The 19349-nt window shown below is 46.4% G+C and carries 20 protein-coding genes, 1 pseudogene and 3 riboswitches; of the genes and pseudogenes, 13 read left to right on the top strand and 8 right to left on the bottom strand.

All coding sequences use genetic code 11. The features are described 5' to 3' along the window. Window positions 1–75: 75 nt before the first annotated feature. Genes zwf through C7R93_RS10365 form a run of 3 tightly spaced genes read left to right on the top strand, consistent with a single transcriptional unit; the run spans window position 76 to window position 3232 of the window. Entirely contained in the window at window positions 76–1575 is a 1500-nt protein-coding gene (zwf, locus tag C7R93_RS10355; protein WP_106838733.1) for a glucose-6-phosphate dehydrogenase, read from the top strand. A 26-nt stretch (window positions 1576–1601) separates the two neighbouring features. Beyond that, window positions 1602–2591 (top strand): Gfo/Idh/MocA family protein, encoded by a 990-nt coding sequence (locus tag C7R93_RS10360; RefSeq protein WP_106838734.1) that lies wholly within the window; start codon window positions 1602–1604, stop codon window positions 2589–2591. 20 nt (window positions 2592–2611) lie between these two features. Then, entirely contained in the window at window positions 2612–3232 is a 621-nt protein-coding gene (locus C7R93_RS10365; protein ID WP_106838735.1) for a cyclase family protein, read from the top strand. A gap of 86 nt (window positions 3233–3318) precedes the next feature. On the opposite strand, the gene C7R93_RS10370 is transcribed toward C7R93_RS10365, so the two are convergent. The 3 genes from C7R93_RS10370 to C7R93_RS10385 all read right to left on the bottom strand — a co-directional run bounded on the left by C7R93_RS10370 (window position 3319) and on the right by C7R93_RS10385 (window position 7395). Then, window positions 3319–4416, bottom strand: a complete 1098-nt coding sequence (locus C7R93_RS10370; protein WP_106838736.1) for a GerAB/ArcD/ProY family transporter — start codon at window positions 4414–4416, stop codon at window positions 3319–3321. A gap of 223 nt (window positions 4417–4639) precedes the next feature. Continuing rightward, window positions 4640–5839 (bottom strand): Ger(x)C family spore germination protein, encoded by a 1200-nt coding sequence (locus tag C7R93_RS10380; protein ID WP_106838738.1) that lies wholly within the window; start codon window positions 5837–5839, stop codon window positions 4640–4642. Further along, window positions 5836–7395 carry a spore germination protein gene (locus C7R93_RS10385; protein ID WP_106838739.1) on the bottom strand — a complete coding sequence of 520 codons (1560 nt, stop codon included), beginning with the start codon at window positions 7393–7395 and terminating at the stop codon, window positions 5836–5838. The genes C7R93_RS10380 and C7R93_RS10385 overlap by 4 nt, the downstream gene beginning before the upstream one ends. Before the next feature lie 157 nt (window positions 7396–7552). Here C7R93_RS10385 and C7R93_RS10390 point away from each other — a divergent pair, with 157 nt between their 5' ends. The 3 genes from C7R93_RS10390 (at window position 7553) to C7R93_RS10395 (ending at window position 10446) form a co-directional block, all read left to right on the top strand. Next, complete coding sequence (locus tag C7R93_RS10390) at window positions 7553–8068, top strand: DinB family protein (protein ID WP_106838740.1); 516 nt, start codon at window positions 7553–7555, stop codon at window positions 8066–8068. 146 nt (window positions 8069–8214) lie between these two features. Further along, a riboswitch (cobalamin riboswitch) is annotated at window positions 8215–8419 on the top strand. A gap of 159 nt (window positions 8420–8578) precedes the next feature. After that, window positions 8579–8713 (top strand): hypothetical protein, encoded by a 135-nt coding sequence (locus C7R93_RS30925; protein ID WP_279629444.1) that lies wholly within the window; start codon window positions 8579–8581, stop codon window positions 8711–8713. A 94-nt stretch (window positions 8714–8807) separates the two neighbouring features. Then, window positions 8808–8917, top strand: a riboswitch (SAM riboswitch). A gap of 65 nt (window positions 8918–8982) precedes the next feature. Then, a riboswitch (SAM riboswitch) is annotated at window positions 8983–9094 on the top strand. A gap of 86 nt (window positions 9095–9180) precedes the next feature. Further along, window positions 9181–10446, top strand: a complete 1266-nt coding sequence (locus tag C7R93_RS10395) for a homoserine dehydrogenase (RefSeq protein ID WP_106838741.1) — start codon at window positions 9181–9183, stop codon at window positions 10444–10446. Window positions 10447–10505: 59 nt separating this feature from the next. Here the strand turns inward: C7R93_RS10395 and C7R93_RS10400 are convergent, their stop codons facing one another. Further along, a complete protein-coding gene (locus C7R93_RS10400) occupies window positions 10506–11675 on the bottom strand; it encodes a CapA family protein (RefSeq protein WP_106838742.1) in 1170 nt (389 codons plus the stop codon). A gap of 77 nt (window positions 11676–11752) precedes the next feature. On the opposite strand from C7R93_RS10400, the gene C7R93_RS10405 reads away from it, so the two are divergent. The 3 genes and pseudogenes from C7R93_RS10405 (at window position 11753) to C7R93_RS10415 (ending at window position 13861) form a co-directional block, all read left to right on the top strand. Continuing rightward, complete coding sequence (locus C7R93_RS10405) at window positions 11753–12568, top strand: VOC family protein (protein ID WP_106838743.1); 816 nt, start codon at window positions 11753–11755, stop codon at window positions 12566–12568. Between the two features lie 27 nt (window positions 12569–12595). After that, window positions 12596–12742: pseudogene (locus tag C7R93_RS10410) on the top strand (NUDIX domain-containing protein); the annotation flags it as partial. A 252-nt stretch (window positions 12743–12994) separates the two neighbouring features. Beyond that, window positions 12995–13861 carry a hypothetical protein gene (locus tag C7R93_RS10415; RefSeq protein ID WP_244191504.1) on the top strand — a complete coding sequence of 289 codons (867 nt, stop codon included), beginning with the start codon at window positions 12995–12997 and terminating at the stop codon, window positions 13859–13861. Window positions 13862–13907: 46 nt separating this feature from the next. Here the strand turns inward: C7R93_RS10415 and C7R93_RS10420 are convergent, their stop codons facing one another. Together C7R93_RS10420 and C7R93_RS10425 are read right to left on the bottom strand one after the other, a co-directional pair. Further along, window positions 13908–14387 carry a CcdC family protein gene (locus C7R93_RS10420; protein WP_106838744.1) on the bottom strand — a complete coding sequence of 160 codons (480 nt, stop codon included), beginning with the start codon at window positions 14385–14387 and terminating at the stop codon, window positions 13908–13910. 99 nt (window positions 14388–14486) lie between these two features. Next, window positions 14487–15686: an MFS transporter gene (locus C7R93_RS10425; RefSeq protein ID WP_106838745.1), complete on the bottom strand. Its 1200-nt coding sequence runs from the start codon at window positions 15684–15686 to the stop codon at window positions 14487–14489. A gap of 195 nt (window positions 15687–15881) precedes the next feature. Between C7R93_RS10425 and C7R93_RS10430 the strand changes: the two genes are divergently transcribed. Together C7R93_RS10430 and C7R93_RS10435 are read left to right on the top strand one after the other, a co-directional pair. Then, window positions 15882–16562 carry a CPBP family intramembrane glutamic endopeptidase gene (locus C7R93_RS10430; protein ID WP_106838746.1) on the top strand — a complete coding sequence of 227 codons (681 nt, stop codon included), beginning with the start codon at window positions 15882–15884 and terminating at the stop codon, window positions 16560–16562. Window positions 16563–16581: 19 nt separating this feature from the next. Beyond that, window positions 16582–17133 (top strand): RNA 2'-phosphotransferase, encoded by a 552-nt coding sequence (locus C7R93_RS10435; protein ID WP_106838747.1) that lies wholly within the window; start codon window positions 16582–16584, stop codon window positions 17131–17133. Here C7R93_RS10435 and C7R93_RS10440 read toward each other — a convergent pair. After that, entirely contained in the window at window positions 17130–17663 is a 534-nt protein-coding gene (locus C7R93_RS10440) for a DUF309 domain-containing protein (protein ID WP_106838748.1), read from the bottom strand. The two genes, C7R93_RS10435 and C7R93_RS10440, sit on opposite strands and share 4 nt — an antisense overlap. A 91-nt stretch (window positions 17664–17754) precedes the next feature. On the opposite strand from C7R93_RS10440, the gene C7R93_RS10445 reads away from it, so the two are divergent. Further along, window positions 17755–17985: a hypothetical protein gene (locus tag C7R93_RS10445; RefSeq protein WP_106838749.1), complete on the top strand. Its 231-nt coding sequence runs from the start codon at window positions 17755–17757 to the stop codon at window positions 17983–17985. Window positions 17986–18036: 51 nt separating this feature from the next. Here the strand turns inward: C7R93_RS10445 and C7R93_RS10450 are convergent, their stop codons facing one another. Further along, window positions 18037–18207 (bottom strand): YjzC family protein, encoded by a 171-nt coding sequence (locus C7R93_RS10450; protein WP_017249478.1) that lies wholly within the window; start codon window positions 18205–18207, stop codon window positions 18037–18039. 136 nt (window positions 18208–18343) lie between these two features. Here C7R93_RS10450 and C7R93_RS10455 point away from each other — a divergent pair, with 136 nt between their 5' ends. Further along, complete coding sequence (locus tag C7R93_RS10455; RefSeq protein ID WP_106838750.1) at window positions 18344–19276, top strand: GntR family transcriptional regulator; 933 nt, start codon at window positions 18344–18346, stop codon at window positions 19274–19276. Window positions 19277–19349: the final 73 nt, after the last annotated feature.

Below are 19349 nucleotides of genomic sequence, written 5' to 3' on the forward strand. Positions count from 1 at the left end.
TGATTTTCTCGAATAATAATAGGGTAACGACAAAACCATCATCACGGCGTACGTATGAAGGGAATGAAAAAGTAGATGGAAGCGATGACCTTTGTCCTTTTTGGCGCGACAGGAGATTTAGCAAAACGCAAAATTTTCCCTGCGCTTTTTAACTTATATGTAGATCAAAAATTGCCTGCTGCCTTTTCGATTATCGGTGTGGGGAGAAGGGCTTTGTCTGATGACAAATTTCAGAAATCTGTTCATCAGTCTGTCCATGAGTTTTCTCGTCGCGCCCAGATTGATTCCCGCGAGCTGGATGAATTCTTGTCTGCTTTTCGCTATGCGGAAGTAGATGTCATGGAACCGCGTGCTTATGTAACGCTACACGATCTGGTCCTTCAAAGAGAGCAAGAGCTGCAGATTCCGCAAAACCGGATGTTTTACTTGTCAGTGGCCCCGCAATACTTCGAGGGAATTGCAACTAATATCAAGACCAGCGGACTCGGTTCAACGACAGGCTGGAAGCGACTGATCATTGAAAAACCGTTTGGACATGATTTGCAATCCGCCGAAGAATTGAATGAAAAGCTGGGGAAAGCATTTTTGGAAGAAGAAATTTATCGGATTGACCATTACTTGGGTAAGCCAATGGTTCAAAATCTCGAGGCTCTCGAATTTGCGAACCCAGTCTTCCAGGCTCTCTGGAACAATCAGTACATCGCCAACGTGCAAATTACGGCTAATGAAACGGTCGGCGTCGAGGATCGGGCTGGATATTACGAACCGGCCGGAGCACTGCGCGACATGCTGCAAAATCACATGCTGCAAATGCTCATGATCATCGCCATGCAGCTTCCGAAGCGGATCACATCTGCCCATATCCGCGAAGAAAAGCGCAAGGTGATGGCAGCCGTACGTCCGATGAAGAAAGAAGAAGTCCGTACCCAAGTCATTCGTGGCCAGTATAGCGCAGGACTTCTCCAAGGAACACCTGTGACTGGCTACAGGGACGAGCCTGGTGTCGATCCAGTTTCGATGACAGAAACGTATATTGCCACTCGTGCCTGGATTGATGACCCGTTTTGGCAAGGGGTACCTTTTTATATTCGCACCGGAAAAAGACTGCAAGAAAAATCAACCAGGATCGTCATTGAGTTCAAAAATCCGCACGAAAAGCTATATCAGGAGCAAAATGAAACGACGTCGCCTAATTTGTTGATCATCAGCGTGAATCCGAACGAAGGTATTGCCTTGCAGGTAAATAGTAAGAATCCGACAAATAGCGGTAAGATTGAGCCGGTGACGGTAGATTTCAGTGCAGGGACAAAAGACGTGCCAGAAGCGTACGAGCTGCTCTTGTTCGATGCACTCCGAGGGGATTCCACCTACTTTGCGCATTGGGATGAGGTCCGGCTGTCGTGGGAGTGGGTGACGCCGATATTGGAAGCCTTCGCTGAAAATCTGGTGCCGCTCTTTACGTACGAAGCTGGCTCATTCGGACCGAAGGCCGCTGAGCAATTGCTTGCAGCGGACGGATTCGTGTGGTGGCTGGATAAGGTCGAAGCACGAGTGCCGGTCACTGCAACGAGATAGACAAAGAAGAAAAGGGAGCGGATGAGATGCGATTTGGCGTAATCGGAACGAATTGGATTACCGAGGAATTTATCCAGGCTGGTCAAGAGGTAGAAGGGTTTTCTCTTCAAGCTGTGTATTCACGTACCATCGAACGCGCCCAAGAAATCGCTGACAAGTACCATGCTCCATTCGCCTATAACAGTCTAGAAGAAATGGCTGCAAGCAAAAATATTGACGCGGTCTATATTGCGAGCCCCAACTCCTGCCACTCGGAGCAAGCGATCCAGTGCATGGACGCGGGGCTACACGTATTGTGTGAAAAGCCACTGGCTTCCAATGCGATTGAGGTAGAAGCCATGATCGAAGCAGCAAGGAGAAATGACGTGCTGCTCATGGAGGCTGTCAAATCTACGCTCTTGCCCAATTTTTTTGCCATACAAGACAACCTGCACAAGCTGGGAAAAGTACGACGCTTTATTGCTAGCAATTGTCAATATTCTTCGCGCTATGACGCTTTTCGCGAAGGGAGGGTACTCCGTGCTTTTGATCCTGCCTTTTCAAACGGAGCTTTGATGGATATCGGTATATATTGCCTGTACCCGGCGATCATCTTTTTTGGCAAGCCAGCCGAAATCAAGGCAGAAGGAATCGTGCTTGATTCCGGAGTGGACGGGGAGGGCAGTATTCTATTGAAATATAGGGGAATGGATGCAATCATTAGCTTTTCAAAAATTACGACCTCCTATCAGCCAGCAGAAATCCAAGGGGAGGACGCTACGATGGTGATCGATCGAATCAACCATCTTAAAGAAGTGGACATTCGATACAGGGACGGACGAATCGAGCAAGTGACAAGGCCGCAAACCCCTAAGACGATGCACTATGAAATCAGAGAATTTCTTCATCTGGCAAGGACAAGGGCAAGACAATCTGCAACCAACTCGCATGAGGTCTCGAAAGTGACCATGCAAGTTATGGACGAAGCGAGAAGACAGATGGGAGTTATTTTTCCAGCTGATCGCAAAAAACAGTAGGCATAGGGGAGGCGTTTGGAATGAAAATGTATGACGTAACAGCAACCGTGTACGAAGGAATGACTGTGTATAAAAACAAGCCTGAAAAGCAGCCGAAAATACAAACAGTTACAAATGGATATGTAACGGAATCGAGAATCGATATGGACGTTCATTCTGGGACACATGTTGATGCTCCGCTTCATATGGTAAATGCTGGTGATACGCTTGAGAGTATTTCATTGGAGAAGCTGGTAGGCAGCTGCAAGGTTCTTGATCTAACAGTGGTAGAGGATAGGATCACTCGCTCCGACTTGGAAAGCTTCCATCTTGAGCAAGGAGATTTCGTGCTCTTTAAAACGAAAAACTCTTTTGACGAGGCGTTTTCCTTTGAATTCATCTTCCTGTCAGAGGAGGGAGCGGACTATTTGAGTGAGCTGGGTGTGCGAGGCATCGGTACGGATGCACTCGGGATCGAACGCAGTCAGGAGGGACACCCAACGCATAAAAAACTGTTTGCAGCAGGGGTGATTGTGGTGGAGGGATTACGGCTGGCAGAAGTACCTGCAGGCGAGTATTTTATGGTAGCAGCCCCTCTCAAGCTAATGGGTACGGACGCAGCCCCGGCAAGGGTCCTCTTGTTTGAAGGTTTGCATAGCTGATCATAATGCGAAGCACCTTTTTATGCAAACAGGGATTATCAGTGAAGTTCGATCCTGTTTGCCATGAAAAGGGAGTAAGGACAGCATCAAGTCTTGGAGAAAACGGAACGTATCCAATCCACTAGCAAATAAATGACCGGGATCATTTCGGCGATGATGATAAAGTTAACGAGTCCAGAGTACCGCATTTTAGCGAAGCTTGTGCCGGATTTGTCCATGTACAATGCCAAGCCAACGATTATTGCCGTCATGGACAAGGAAAAGGGCTTGTGATCCTTCAAGGAAAAGGTTTGGGTAAGAACGATAACGGCCAAGTACAAGAGCAAGCTAATTTTTATAAAGAGACTGGATAGCCAGACCGCAATGAGAACGGGGTCCAGGTTTTCTAAGAAACTACCAGCCCGAATAAAACGGATGAGCTCTAGCTCGGGGTAGATTAACGAACCTGCCAGTTGAGGTCCAAAAATAAGAATTGCCGGGATCATGTTCGCCAAGACGATGATAATGGACGTGAGGGTTGCATAGGCCAGAGATCGCATGGTTCGCTCAGGGCGTGAAAAGTACGGAAACAGATACAGAACGAATGCCATTTCTCCATAGAGAGCGGTAACCAAATAACTGGCTTTCCAAATCTTTCTGGCCTCAAAGTGATTGAATAGGGCGACGGACATATCGAGATTCATATCTCTTACTACGAACAAAGGGATGACAATGCTGCCAATTATACTGAGAAAAAAGATTCCTTGGGCGCATTTGAAAATTGTCTGAACGCCCGAACGAACAGCGTATGCGACACATATCGCGAACAAAGAAGTCACTGCCCACTCCGGAGTATCTGGCAAATAAACTTCAATAATGAAATCCTGCAAATTTCGCAGGCCGAAGGCTGCGGAAAACGAAAAGGAGAATATCATAAAAAAAATCAAAGGATAATGAAGCCAGCTCCCAACGATGCTTTTACCATAATTCCCAAAGAATTGTGTCGGTCTTTTCATTGCCAATCGATAGGATAGATAAGTGATGACATAGCCGCCGAAGGAGCCTATCAATAAAGGAAGCCACGCAGAAAACTGGGCTTCTTCGATCAATAAGCTCAAACGGAATCCGAGTATCGTTGTAAAAAGAAATTGAGTGAACAGCATGTAAATCTGGGATGGGGAGATTTGTCCGAGAGGGCTCGTCATTTTATTCACCTCTATTTAGGCAGCTTGTCAAAGGGATAGAAAAAACTTTCTATGAACGCCGTCATGGAAAAGGTATCACTGAAGAAAAACAAGGCTTCAAAACAAAGAAAAAGAAAGGCATTTGTGCTCATAACAATGAAAATGGTACGGACATTGCGGTTTTTTTGTTTCAAGTACCGACATTCCACATAAAAAATGGAGAAAAACAGGAGCGCGATGATGATCATTCGACTGCCTCCCACTTACCTGGCGAATAAACGCGGATAGGCTTCTTCACTGTACCCAGTCTTTTGATTGTAATATCGACCTTAGGGGTGAAAATAACCTTTTCGCGGTAGTACTCCCTCCAATCGGAAGCAATCGCCTTCCACTGCTTTGGGTAATACCAATCGAGATAAGCAGCAAATTGAAATGGATCTGTACCGACTTTCCTTGTTTTCGCAATCGCCCTGCTCATTCGGTTCTCAACTAGTGCCTCCAGTCTTTGCTCCAGCTTCAACCGCTCCTTTTCGTCTTGCAGATTCACATTTGATTCAGTTGAGATCAGCGATGCTTCTGCTCCGGTCTGAATCTCCATGGTTATTTGTGAACCAGCGATGACCGGTTTTATACGGGTTTGGATTCGATTGAGGATGTAATTGACGTTCTTGTGATCTGTTGGGGAGTGCACAGAAATTTGCGCGTTTTTCATTTGATTGAGAATCCACATGGCTCCTCGCATTTCGTCCATGCTGAGTACCGTCACCAATTTCCCTTGCTTGAAAATAGCTGCACCGTCATTTTCCATCCACTTTTGTTCTTGCTTTTTTTCACTGGGAATTCTTTTTTCTTCAAATTTCAGCATGGGCAGGACTGTGTCGCCTCCATAGTAGGTGGACATCAGAACATCATTAACCGTTGTACTGATTGTTACGTTATCTCTTTCATAGGCTAGTAAAATGTCCGCAGGAAATCGTTCGATGATGATGGGGATGGAAGCGACTTCTTTCGCTTTTCCAGGTGTTACAAACAGGATGGTATTAATATGGAATCGAGGTTCGCGGGCAGCAAAATCCAGAATCGGGGTTATGCCTTCCTCCGCAAGCTCTTTTCCAATAATAATGACACCGGTTTGACCAAACGTAATTCTGCGTGGCATATCTGCCTGGATAGAGCGATAGGCTTCTTCGATATCCCGTCCCGATTTCGTAACGTAAGTATAGGGAGCACCGGATAACTCTCCTGAACCACCTGATAGCCCGGGAATCAAACGATTGGGCAACGGAAGACTGAGGGTAAGCTCAATACCAGATTCAGATTTGTCCAGAAACATCATGCGAGCAAAGCTTCTATCATTAATTTCAACAGCAGACCAGCAACCTGTCAGAAAAAATAAAGGGAGAAAAACGAGAATCGCAACTATCTTTTTGTATATCAGGTTCAATCCTCGTCCTCCTCTAACGTGTTACGGGCCTTTCGTGAATGCCTGCTTTGTCGGATTCGATTTACCCCTAAGCTGAATGGCCTTGTTCGCATCATCCACCAGGGAGCACGGACGATCGTGTCCTTCAGATCACTGAAAACAAAGGGAGTCAAGGGGGTCAGATAAGAATATCCAAAAGGACGTAAGTTCGTTAGGTGGATATAAATGATGAGTAACCCGCATGTCATCCCAAACAAGCCAAATAAACCAGCTAGAATCATGATGGGGAATCGTAGAAAGCGAAAGGCCAGACCGAGATCGTATTGAGGGATGATAAATGAGGCAATCCCTGTGAACGAAACAATAATGACCATGGATGCCGAGACGATCCCTGCTTGTACGGCGGCAGTACCGATAATGAGTGCCCCGATAATGGATACTGCTTGCCCGATTGATTTCGGAATGCGTATAGCTGCTTCTCGTAACGCCTCAAACGATACCTCCATAATGAGAGCTTCTATTAATGCTGGAAAAGGAACCACTTCCCGAGATGCCGTGATGGTTACCAACAATTTGGAAGGGATCATTTCCGGGTGAAACGTAGTGATCGCAATGTAAGAAGATGGAAGTAACAGCGAAATAATAACAAAAAGGTAACGTAGCCAGCGAATCCACGTGCTGGCAAAAAAACGTTGATAATAGTCTTCGGCTGACTGGAGCAGCATGAACAGAGTGACAGGTGCGAGAACAACCGTGGGTGTGCCATCCACGATGATACCGACCCGTCCTTCCAAAAGTGAAGCAACGACAACGTCAGGCCGTTCCGTAAATTGTACTTGGGGAAATGGTGAAAAGGGGGAGTAATCCATTGCTTCCTCCAGATAACTGCTGCCAAGTAAACTGTCTACTTTTATTTGGGCCAACCGATTCCGAACTTCGTCAACTAATTCATTCTTGCATATTCCCTGCACATACATCATGATTACATTCGTGTTCGTATGCTTGCCAATCTGCAGTGTTTCCGACTTGAGATCGGGTGTCTTCAATCGCTTCCTGATGAGGGTGAAGTTATCCACTGCACTTTCAATAAAACTTTCACGTGGACCTCGTACGGTAGCTTCATTGGGTGGCTCATCGATGTCTCGTTTTTTATGCAAAGCAAGAGGCAAGGCGATCATTCTCTTTTCTCCCTCTACAAGCAGAAGCACGTGGCTATTCAGGATAGAAGGGACGCCATCTTTTTTTGCGATGAAATGATAGTCAGCGATAGGTAGCAGTTTCTTCTCAAATAGGTGTTTGCGAATTTCTGCCTCATCCATAGCCACAGACGATAAGAGGGGGTGCAATACCTCTTCCTGAATCGATTGAATATCGATCATGTTCTGCAAATAAATGAGTGCACAGAATACTTGCTGTCCGACTGAGAAAGTGTGATATACCACATCGGAACGGTCGGGTAGTTGTTGACGAAACCACTTGAGTTGATCCTCAAGCGGCTCAATCGAATCCTGTGTCTCATTCTCTTTCGGATTCGCTGGTTTCTTTCTCCATTTCATAACAGAGGGGATTTTTTTCATCGTAGGCACCCTTACTCATCTTTCATCGATGTGGATAGCCTTACACAAACTACCAGGAATTATTCTTAGTATCATTACGGGGAAACAACTGTTCAACTTGCATGTCTTGCTGGTGTAGAGTGATGGTATAATTTATCTACAAAGGGAGAGTGATGATATGCTCAAACGACCGGAAAGAGATGAGTACGCTAGTTATTTTGACTATTATATTGGACTAGTTCCAGAGGGCGAGCTGCAGACGATCCTCACGCAACAAGGAGAGAGTGTAGTCGCCTTATTTTCTTCACTTACGCCAGAGCAAATCGATTATCGGTATGCACCTGGTAAATGGAGTGTAAAAGAGGTTTTGGGTCATCTCGTGGATACAGAGCGAATCATGAGTTATCGCTTGCTCCGAATTGTTAGAGGAGACCAGACGCCACTCATCGGGTTTGATGAAAATGCTTTTGTAGAAGGCGCTTTTTTTCAACAACGAGAGCTCTCTGATTTGTTGGAAGAGTACAAGGCCATTCGCGCTTCTACAGTGGCGCAAGTACGAGGAATCTCGCCAGAAGCGTGGGTGCGTACCGGACTTGCCAACGGAAATAAGCTATCAGCCAGGACATTGGCGTATGTGATTGCTGGACATGAAGCTCACCACTGTAACATTCTAAAAGAGAGATATTTGGGATAGTTCGATCCGCGGAGGCTTAAAATGCGATCGGTTCATACCATTTTTTATGCATCGCCAATCGGCATCAGCGAAATCAGTGGAACAGAAGAAGGAGTCTGCTCTATCACGTACACATATCGGACCATAAATAGGAATGAGAATACACAATTTCATAGGTGGAAACAGGTTCCTTAGGGCGTAGCCAATTCGCACAAGGATAATAGGGAAGCTCGGTGCAAATCCGACACGGTCCCGCCACTGTAAGAGGGGAGTCAGCGTCCAAAAAGCCACTGGTCTATCAAAGTAGACGGGGAAGGCGACGCTCGACGATGAACTCAAAGTCAGGAGACCTGCCTGTTTCGACAACACTGATAGACCTACGGGAGATAGGGAGGTGTTAGAGATGGCTTGCGAAAAACAGCGAGTGGACAAGTACGTCCCTCCTTTTCTGGCATTTTCTAACGATCGTCACGGTCGAGCGGAAAATGCTCTTTTTATTTTGGCCAGAATAAAAGAAGAGGAGGGTGTTCAATGATTCAACTTTTTATTTGCCAATGGTGCGGATATGTCGAGGAACAAGAGCTGCCTGAGGAATGCCAGGAGAGCGTGTTTCAGTGTACTTGCTGCAGTATGGAAGAGGTAGAAAGCCTGTTCACCCACAACTGAAAACCTTGCCCAATTCGCTTGCAATCAGAAAAGAAAGAATTTTGTTGACGCTTGCCTTGGAATTTCTTAGAATAAAGCTCAACAGCATAAATGGTTCTTATCCAGAGAGGTGGAGGGTCTGGCCCGATGAAGCCCGGCAACCGTTGCATATTGCGACAAGGTGCCAATTCCTGCGAGACGTTTTTTTGTCTCGAAAGATAAGAAGCGGGTTACTTCATTTGTAGATGAACCTTCTTCTTATCGAAGAAGGTTTTTTTAATTTCATATTTTCTTTATCCAGAGAGGTGGAGGGACTGGCCCGATGAAGCCCGGCAACCGTCACGCATATTTTGTGACAAGGTGCCAATTCCTGCAGGACATATACGTCCTGGGAGATAAGGAGGGGGAGCATTAGCTGCTAACAAGCCTTCTTCTTATCGAAGACGGCTTTTCTTTTTATCTAAAATTCGGGGTATGAGGTGGTCAGGATGAGTGCAGAAGTGGTACGCGTGGGATTATTGGGATTGGGAACAGTGGGTGGAGGCGTAATCAAAACGATCCGTTCGCAACAGGAGAAGCTGGCTTCTCGTTTGGGAAAGCGAATTGAGATCGTCAAAGCATTGGTGCGTGACTCGGAAAAAGAGCGAGCGGTTCATGTCGACCCTGCTTTACTGACAACAGACTTTGAGGATGTATTGAGCAGCGATGTGGATATCGTGGTGGAAGTCATGGGCGGTGTAGAACCTACCTATGATTACGTCCGTGCTTTAATCGAAAAGGGCTGCCATGTGGTAACTGCCAACAAAGAACTCCTGGCGAAAAGAGGAACGGAGCTAGTCGATTTGGCCAATCAGCATCAAGTGCATCTTGCCTATGAAGCAAGTGTGGCAGGGGGCATCCCGATCTTGAGCGTACTGAGACAGTTCCTTCGCACAAACGATATCCAAGGAGTTCGCGGTATTCTCAACGGAACAACGAACTTTATTTTGACGAAAATGGAGGCAGAGCAGCTCTCTTACCAAGAGGTACTCAAGCAAGCGCAGGAGCTGGGCTATGCGGAAGCAGACCCTCGATCCGATGTAGAAGGTTTTGACGCTATGTACAAGTTGTATATCTTGGCACAGCTTGTTTACGGTGAATCACTGCCTTTAGCGGATGTCGTTCGCAAAGGGATTGCAGATTTGTCAGCAGGTCACATTCGGATTGCGAGCGAGCTGGGGTACCGGATCAAGCTGATCGCGCAGGCCTATCAAGCTGAAAAAGGAATTCGCCTATCTGTTGAGCCAACCATGCTTCCGGTGAGCCATCCGTTGGCGCAAATCCACGACGCATTTAATGCTGTCCAGCTATCCGGCAACATCGTGGGAGACTTGTTGTTTACAGGAAGAGGGGCAGGAGAGCTCCCTACAGCAAGTGCTGTCGTCGAGGATTTGGCCTATTTATTGACGCAGCCATTCACACCGCATCCTACCTGGAAAGAAAAAACGGCTGACAAAGCTGGAGGCACGTTGGACTCGGCAGAACGCGTCCTTTGTTATCTAGAGGGCTCATGTCAAACTGCTACACCAGATCGTGTCCTGCATTTCCTTCAGCAAGCAGGAGTAAACGTGCAGAAACTCAAAGTCCAATTCGATTTGGGGGGCGTCTTGCGCGCAGGTTTGATCGTGACAGGGATCAGTGAAGAGCACGAGTCCCTATTGAAAAATGATTTTGGCTTAAGCGTGCGCTGCTTCCCCATTCTCGAATCTGCGTAAGTAAGCGGAATAAAAAGAAAAGCCGTATTTCTAGTTACCTGGAAACACGGCTTCTTTTGTCAGGGGGCAGTCTCCACTGCTTTTACACGTGGCTGCACACGCCCGTCACTTGGTATGTCGACACTCTCTGAAATGGATTCAATTCGTTTTAGCAGGGCGGCTCCATTGCTTTCATTCATCGGTACGGCTTGTCCTAATTCTGCGTGAAACGGAAGCATCGTCAGTTCACAATCACCGCTTTTCGTACAGCTTGCTTGCAGAACCATCGTCTCCCATGTCTTGGGCTCGGTTGATCGTGTGAAAATGAAATTGCCGAGACTGTACGCAATCCATTTGTCGTTGTATCGTTCAAAGCCTTGAAGGACGTGGGGATGACCACCGACGATCAAATCTGCACCAGCATCGATGTATGCACGAGACAACTCTTTCTGATGATCGACTGGATAATCGGAGCGTTCCTTGCCCCAGTGTGCAATCACCACGACAAGATCCGCTTGGCTGTTCGCATCTTGGATTGCTTTCACTGCCAGCGTAGGATCATAGGAAGCGGCCATACCTGGCTGGGAATCCCCTGCAAACCAGCTTGTTTCGGGAATGACCCTACTGAAGCCGAGAATCGCGATTTTGATCCCGTTCTTTTCTAGGAAGACAGGTGAATAGGCACGGCTGGCATTCTTACCTGCGCCGACGTATTCAATCCGATTTTCTTCCAAAGCGTCAAAGGTATCGAGCAATCCTGGAACCCCTTGGTCCATGGAGTGATTATTGGCGAGATTCACGACATCAATCCCAGCGTTTTTCATGGCAGGAACAGCAAGTGGCGACGACTTGTAGACATACTCCTTGTTCTGTGCAGCAACACCTGCGGCGGTAATCGGCGTCTCCAGATTGGCAATCGTGATATCATCTTGCAAAAAGAGCGAGCTTACATGCTTATATGGGTAGTCATAGCTGTTTGCGAGTAAGGTTTTCTCTACATTCCCTGACATCATAATGTCACCGACAAAGGTGAGTTGCACAGTAGACTTTTGGTTCACGGTATTGTCAGGAGTAGGCTGCGTGCTCGGGTTAGCATATTCTCCATCCATCGCTGATTCGAAAAGGTAGTAGGTTGCGACGACGAAGATGGCTAACACGCTAAATAGGAGTGTGCTTTTAGCAGCCCGTACCCATTTTCTACGTGAATGCTTGCGCCGAGCTTTTCCCCGGCTTGATCTGGTCTCGTTCATTTTTCCCCCTTGTATTTCTATCCTTGCATAAATGAATTTTGATATCCTATAAGTAATACGAAAAGAGGCGAAAAAAGGTGCGATTAACTTTTGATCATTTGGTTCATTTTGTACAGCGAACGCCACAGGAAGCATCGGAACAATTTTGCCAAGCAGGTTTTCATGCGGTAGCTGGAGGGCGTCATGCGTCTTGGGGGACATGGAATAGCCTTAGTTATTTTGGTCTTTCTTATGTTGAATTTTTGGCGATTGAAAACAAGGAGCTTGCTCGACAATCAGACAATCCGCTCGTGCGTCAATGCATCGAGGATGAGAAAAAGGGAGAAGGATTTGGTCAGATTGCGCTTCGGACGAACGAGTTGGATGCGTGGGCAGAGCGTCTGCGAAGCCAAGGTTTGCAGGTTACTGGACCTGTTGCGGGGAGTCGTACCCGTGATGATGGTACGACGCTTCGATGGCGGATGCTCTTCCTCGAAGATGCAACTAGTGCCCTACTACCGCCATTTCTCATTGAATGGTCGCAAACGGATGAAGAGAGAACAGAAGATTTGACAAATCGTGGCATCATTGAAGCACATCCGAACGGTGCAGCCCATCTCGATTCTGTATGTTATGCCGTGACGGATCTGGAAGAAGCAACAGCACGTTGGCAAAGCTGGTTTGGATGGAAGAAGAGCGAAAAATTCTACGATAAAGAACTGGGAGCCATCTGTCACGTATTTGAACTTCCGGGTGGAAATGTAGTACTCTGCCAACCAACAGAAGAGGGATTGGCGCAATCGGCCTTGCAAAATCGCGGGCAAAGACCGTTTTTTGCGAGAGTGTCAGGTCTAGAGAAGGAAAGCGAGTCTAAAATTTGTGGCGGAACATACTTTCTAACCGCGCTGGAATAGTTGTGTAGAGGAAATGGAGGCGTACATATGGGATCTCCCCGACATATTGTGTCCGCAGCAGCGATTATCATCAATGAGCGTCAGGAGATTTTGTTGATCAAGGGTCCGCGTAGAGGATGGGAAATGCCTGGTGGTCAAGTAGAAGAGGGCGAATCTTTTGCTCAGGCAGCCATTGATGATGGCGAAGCATTCTAACAAAAAACATCTCGCAAGCCGAGAGGGTTTTTTGTTTTTTTATGATCGTACGTTCCTCGCTAGCCTGAGGATTCTTTTGATGGTGGAATGCCCATTCTGAAACGGAACGAAAATTGGAATTTGTAAAAATGGTTAAATTTGGATGTGAAAACAGAAAAGTGAAGATAAAATACAGTACCATAGGATTATCTAGAGTCAAAAGAGGAAGTGAAGGTGATAGGGGTGCTCATAATGAGTATCTTATTGACAATAATCCTAATTGTTCTGTTGGTCTTTATTTACAAAAAACGTGAAGAACCCGAAACAAAGCTAGGATGGAAAGTGGTTGGCTATTTTTGGTTAGGGGCATTTACTTTTAAGGCAAACGAGATCCCGTTACCTTTAGGCTTTTTGCTATTTCTATTGGTTTTCCGTCCAACGACGAATGTGAAAACCAAAAATCGTTCCGCTTATCTCGGCTTAATGTTTTTTCTCGCTCTGAATGTAATTTTCCCAGCAGTGGAGAAGGAGCTGTTTGAACGTCCGCGAGATGTAGTCGCTGCCAGCAACAATATGTTTCAAGTTGATTTCACAAACGATTGGATGAAGATACGAGATCAAATCAAAATCGACGAGCATGCACGGCTGGTATATTTTAAGGCGCATTATCAAAAAAATGGTCAGATAGATCGCTTGTATTATTATGTAGTAAGCGTTTCAGGAAAGGACTCTGTCTATTATGATATCAATTTTTCTGCTGACACAAATCGATATACAATCCGCGCTGAGAAAATTGGTGTTAAAGGGATAAAATATGTGGAATTCGTAGAGGCTTCGAGATTTTTTGAAGTTTTGGATGAGGTTTCGCCTCGAAATCTTTCTCTAGAACAACCATTTGAAGGGTATACCCTTAGATTCGATGGAGAATGGATAACGGATGCTGACGAGTATCAGCAAAAATATGTGATCCTGGGGAAAGAAATCAAACCCATTACTAGTGATCAACTTCCGGCGGAAGGCTACTCCATCCATCTTTGCGGGAAAGGGAAGCCTTACGAATTACCGACTGGCTTTGGAGTATCAAACAGATGTGAAGCGAGTGTAGATTTCTTTTTTTGATGACCGGAAATGAAAGAAACCACCTCGCATTGGAGGTGGTTTTCTACTAGGTGCCAAACGTCTTTTTGGTTAAATTCCGATACATCACCAGCATCGCGATACGCCAAGGTACGAGCATACCAAATGCGAGCAAGAAGAACAGTCCACCCGTTTGAATCGGTGTAAAGCTATCATTGATCGCCAGTTTAATAATCAGCCGGATGACCAACAGACCAGTCAAAATGAAGAAAAACGCTCGGGACCGTTTCAAATACACGTCTTGCCCGATGATTTCGAAGCGTGATGTCATAATCAACGGAATCGAAAAGATTAGCCCGACCACAAAGGCAGCAATATCAAACATGGGCGGTAATTGCGCTTCGGGGAACAAGAACATTGCAAACCCTGTTGCCATAAAGAAGGGTGGCAAAATAATGCTTTTTGCAGAAGCCGGCTTTTTTTGCCGACGCATTCTCACAAAGATCACTGCAATAGCCATCACGAGAGGCAGCAGGATTCCAAAAATGGGAGAGGAAAGGATCTGCATGGAAAAACGCCTCCATAAGTGTTCAACGTACTTTCATTAGTGTACACCAAAGCATGGTCTGTGGGAAAGCGTTTGTCAGGGTTTGTTACATTCGGAAGACTAGGCAGCTGCCTCATCGTGGGAGCGTACATCCAGCTTATGCTTTTTACTGTATAGGAAAGTCAACAAGCCAAAGAGTAATGTCACCGAGCCGATGAAGATGAGGTAGGCGCTAATGCCGAGAAGGTCAAGCCCGACCCCTGTAATCGCGAGAGCCAACAAGAAAAATCCACGATCCAGCATGCTTTTGAAAGAAAAGAATCGCCCTTGCTGGTGTGGAGGTAGGCGCTTCTGGAAAATCGTTGCGATGACAGGGAAGAAGAAAGCGACGACAAAGCCGAACACGGAGAAGGAAGCAAGCACCATGAATTTGTTATCGGCTAGTGACATGCCAAACTGGGACAGCGCGAAGAAAAAGAGCATGACAGTGGACGCTGCCACGAGGTTTCTGCGACCTATCCAACGTTTTGCCAAGAGACCGCCGATCAAGATGCTGGTTCCTTCCACTGCATAGATCCATCCCATGAGCTCGGGTTCCTGCTGCAGTTCGCTAAAGTTCAAGATCATCAGGTTCACACCGCCAAGGAACAAGGTGATCAACCCGTTATTAATCAATCCGACAAACAAGGCTGGGTCCTGTCGCGAGATCGTCAGTACTTCGCGAAACTCCACTTTTTCCTGAATTTTCCGAGAAGTGACTTGGGGAATGCGGAGAAAGAGTGTGACGACAGCGAGTACAGCGTACGCGACGATGGAACAGACATACAGCATGGATAGATCCATAGATACAACGAGTATACCGCCGATTGCTGTTCCCCCAATGCGCGAGAGGGTAGAAATATTCAAGTATGCACTATTCGCCTTGAGTAACTCGTCCTGGGAAAGGATGGCTGGCAAGGAAGCCTGCACGGTCGGAAAATAAAAGGCAGCTGAGCATTGCATCACGATCAAAGATACGATCATCCACAGAAGAGAATCGTTTGCAAGAGCCGGGAACATGAAGACGGGGCTGAGTGTTCGGACCAAGCTGGCAAACAGCATGATCTTGCCTTTGTCATACATGTCAATCACCACACCCGCTTTAGGGGCGAGGAGGATGCTGACCACCAATCCACACATCAGTATCAAGCCCTTCACCGTATCAGAAGGAACGAGTTTCTGCATGAACGAAAGATTGGCAATAATCGAAATCCACATGCCCGCTCCCGCGACGATCTCTCCGCTCATTAAAAGCAGAAAGGTACGATTACGCCATAACATGAGAGCCACTCCAAACATTCGTTAGATAGGTAAAAATTTGAACCGATCCATTCATTTTGATCAAAAACGATTTCTCTAGTATAGCATTCATGCAAACGCTTGTATATTTATTGTCTTTGTGGGTATTCTTCGTATTCATAACGGACAAACTAACGCAACACTGCGGCCATTACGCCCTAAAGGAGCTATTCGTAAATGGCGCGAAAACGAACGTTGCTGCTGTTGATCGTGTATGGATTTGCTGCGACACTGACGATCTTTTATGGACTGGTGGAAAAGCATAGTGTCATTGTCACATTCTTTTCTTTTCATGTGCTCGTTTGCATTTGTATACCCGTCATTCACGGATGGTGGGAAGGAGATTTGCGGAAGCACTGGCGTTTAGCGTGGGGAAGTTTTGAGTGGCAGGGTACTTTGTACGGACTGGCATTTGGTGTTCTTATGTTGACAGGGGGGCTGGCTGGGCTTTGGTTGCTCCTGCAGGAAGCAGGAAGACCTGAAGTCGTTCGAACAGGCATGGAGGCATGGGGGATTGAACGCCGCTGGATTTGGGCTTTTTCCTTCTACCTCGTTTTCATTAATTCTCTGTTGGAAGAGCTGTTTTGGCGAGGCTTCGTATTGCAGCGGTTGCGCGCATCCTTATCCCGCTTGAGGTCCATTTTTCTTGCCAGCTTTTTTTATTCCTTGTATCACCTGATTATCTCTACGATCTTATTTGGTTTAAGAAACGGCTTGTTAATAACTGCGATGGTTTTTGGTGCAGGGATGATTTGGGGATGGATGAAAGGAATGTTTCCTTCGATTTATCCCAACTGGTTTAGTCATTTACTCGCAGATTTGGGTCTCGCACTCGCTGTAATTCTCTGGATTTATTGATTGGACAGGAGGGAAACTGATGCTGGCGATACATGAAGAAGCTAGACTTCGCAAGCGATTGCTCAGTATACTTCGACAAAACAGTGGAGCCTTTCAACTCTACTATGATACGTACGGTTATACCCCGATTGAGCCGTTGCTGGATTATCTTCGTACGTTGAAAGGGTGCGTATACATAACCCGGCAAGATCTTCATCAAGTCGTTGAATTCGATCCGGAGCGGAGTATTGAATGGGATGGAGGAGCACTCATTCGAGTTATTTACGGATTTTTGCCCTCGATTGCCAAAAGTAAACTCATCGAGATCGTACCACCTGACGTTCTCTATTATGGGACACATCGAAAGCTATTGAAACAAGTACTCACTGGTGGCCTGTTGCCGATTGCCAGTGAGTATGTGCAGCTTGCCGTAAGACATGAGCATATTGGAGAGTCGACAGACACATTGCGCCTTGTCACCGTGAATGCAAAGGAGGCTCATGAAGCTGGCATCTGCTTTTACCGAGTCGGTGCGCACTATTGTTTGAGCGATGCAGTCCCCGCCAGTTATTTGCAGCTGTACACCGATTAGTTCGACTGGTTGTTTCGACGTGCTTCGCGCATTTCCAACTGGTGCTGACGTTCTGCCAAGACGTCGCTTCGATCCCTGAGGGAATGCTTATTCAGCAAGTAGGCGTCTTGCATATCGCTATCCCGATGTTCAGGGTGATTTTGCATCGTACAAGCCTCTTGATATGCCTGTTTCAAAGCAGCGGACATGGGCAAGGAAAGGCTTCGATAGGGCTGATCGTTTTTCATTTCCGTCAAGCGCTCTTCAAGCAGGCTCGCCAGATTGGCACTATCCAACCCAAGCTTTTCGATGTCTAGGTGATGCTTTTTGACAATAGAAATGGCGCTTGTGAGCATTTTGATTGCACCTGACTGATTCCCGCGTCTCTGGTGATAAAGAGCGACGGAGATTTGAATCAAACCAACCCACACTGGCTGTCGCTCTTGGGAAGGAGCACTTTTCCAATATTCCTCGAGAATCTCATGGCACTCGAAATAATCGCGTTCTACATGAAACTGGATCAAATAATCCAGATACGGTTGCGGATACATGGTGGCCTTCACCTCACTGCTTGGTTTTCAATGGTTCGTTTATGTACTATTATAAAGCATAGAGAGTAGAAAATGAGGTGTAAAACCATTTATGACAAGAGATGAACTCGTAGCCGTATTGGAAAATAAGCGAATGACCGAAATCATAGAACTGATCGAGGACGCTGAACAGGGAGAACTGGAAGAGCTCGAACTCGTGGAAAGCCTGGGTTTGCTCATGGATCAGGAGTTGAACAAAGAAGTCCTAGCGTTATTGGAAAGCTTGGGTGTCACCATTATTTACTTGAGTGGCGATGAAGACGACGAAGACGACGACAATTAGTAAAAAAGAGAACCAACCTTGTGCATGGTGCCAGGTTGGTTTTTGCATTCCTTACTTTTGCGTCCATACGCGATTTTTATTTCGTGTAGCGGGGAATTTTTCCCCTCTGGAAAGCTCGATGATCATCGGATTCTGTACACTTGCACCGGACTCACCAATCTCCATGTATACGGCATTTTTCGGAGACTTTTCTCCTTCACGAAAACGACTGTGTTCTCCCACGAAGGCACCTTCTTCCTAAGGAATTGTCATCTGAATTAGTATGACCCGGTACGGAGGCTTCATGCCCTTCCTTCTATTGACCATAGATTTTGAATTCCTATACGATCATTTCAATTACTTTTGGAGAGGTGAATTCATGCTACGTTTGACCTTGAAAAAGGAATCAAATATATCTTATCACGAGCAATTATACCAACAAATTTCCTCCTCGATTCGAAACGGTGAGCTTCCCTCCCAAGAGCATTTGCCAACGGTTAGGGAGCTGGCGGCGCAGTTGAAAGTCAATTACAACACCGTTCGCAGTGTGTATTTGCGTCTCCAACAAGAAGGATTGGTTGATTGTCGGCAAGGTAGGGGGACGATCGTAAGCAATAGCGTAGGTGATGGGCTATTGACGCGTAATCCGATCCATCTTGCTTTACTCGCCAAAGAAACGATTCATAAAGTAAAAGCACTAGGCTACACCATGGATGAATTCTCGCGCGTCCTGTCGTGTGTCTTGCCAGAAATCAATCAGTTTCCGGTTCTTTTTTTGCGGTTCACAGAGCTGGAGGTCACTGAATATATGCGTTTGGTGCAGTACCATCTTCCGAGTGTGATGGTCGAAGGGAGAACCATCGAGGATTTTTCCCAGCAGGTAGAATGCGATGCTAATTTTTTGCAGCAATACAAAGCCATCGTTATCCCTCCTTGCGTTAATCTGAAACTCCCGAAGGATGCCCCTCCTATCGTTAGCCTTGATTTTATCCCGGACCCGACGACGGTGATCCCGGTCATGGAGGCCTACCCACGAAATACGAAAGTCGGGTTAATCTGTGCGACTATACGAGGTGGCGCGGGGATGATCAATGATCTCTACAACGCGGGCATTACGCATTTGGATATTCGGACAATAGAAGCGAACCATGCCGAAGTGTTTGATTTGATTACAACCTGTGACGTCGCGTATATTTCCAAGCCTGGCTATATGGTGAAACCTCATTTGCTGACACTGCCAAAAGTAAAGGAATTTCAAGAAATCCCTGACCACCATGGTATTAATGAGCTGCGCAAGCTCGTTACCCATTGAGTTAGATGGCAAGATTCATTATATTTGGTGCTGGTGGTTGGAAAAAGCACGATCCAATCAGCAATGCGCCACT

It is taken from the genome of Brevibacillus fortis, assembly GCF_003013395.1.
In the GTDB taxonomy this organism is placed as follows: Bacteria; Bacillota; Bacilli; order Brevibacillales; family Brevibacillaceae; genus Brevibacillus; species Brevibacillus fortis.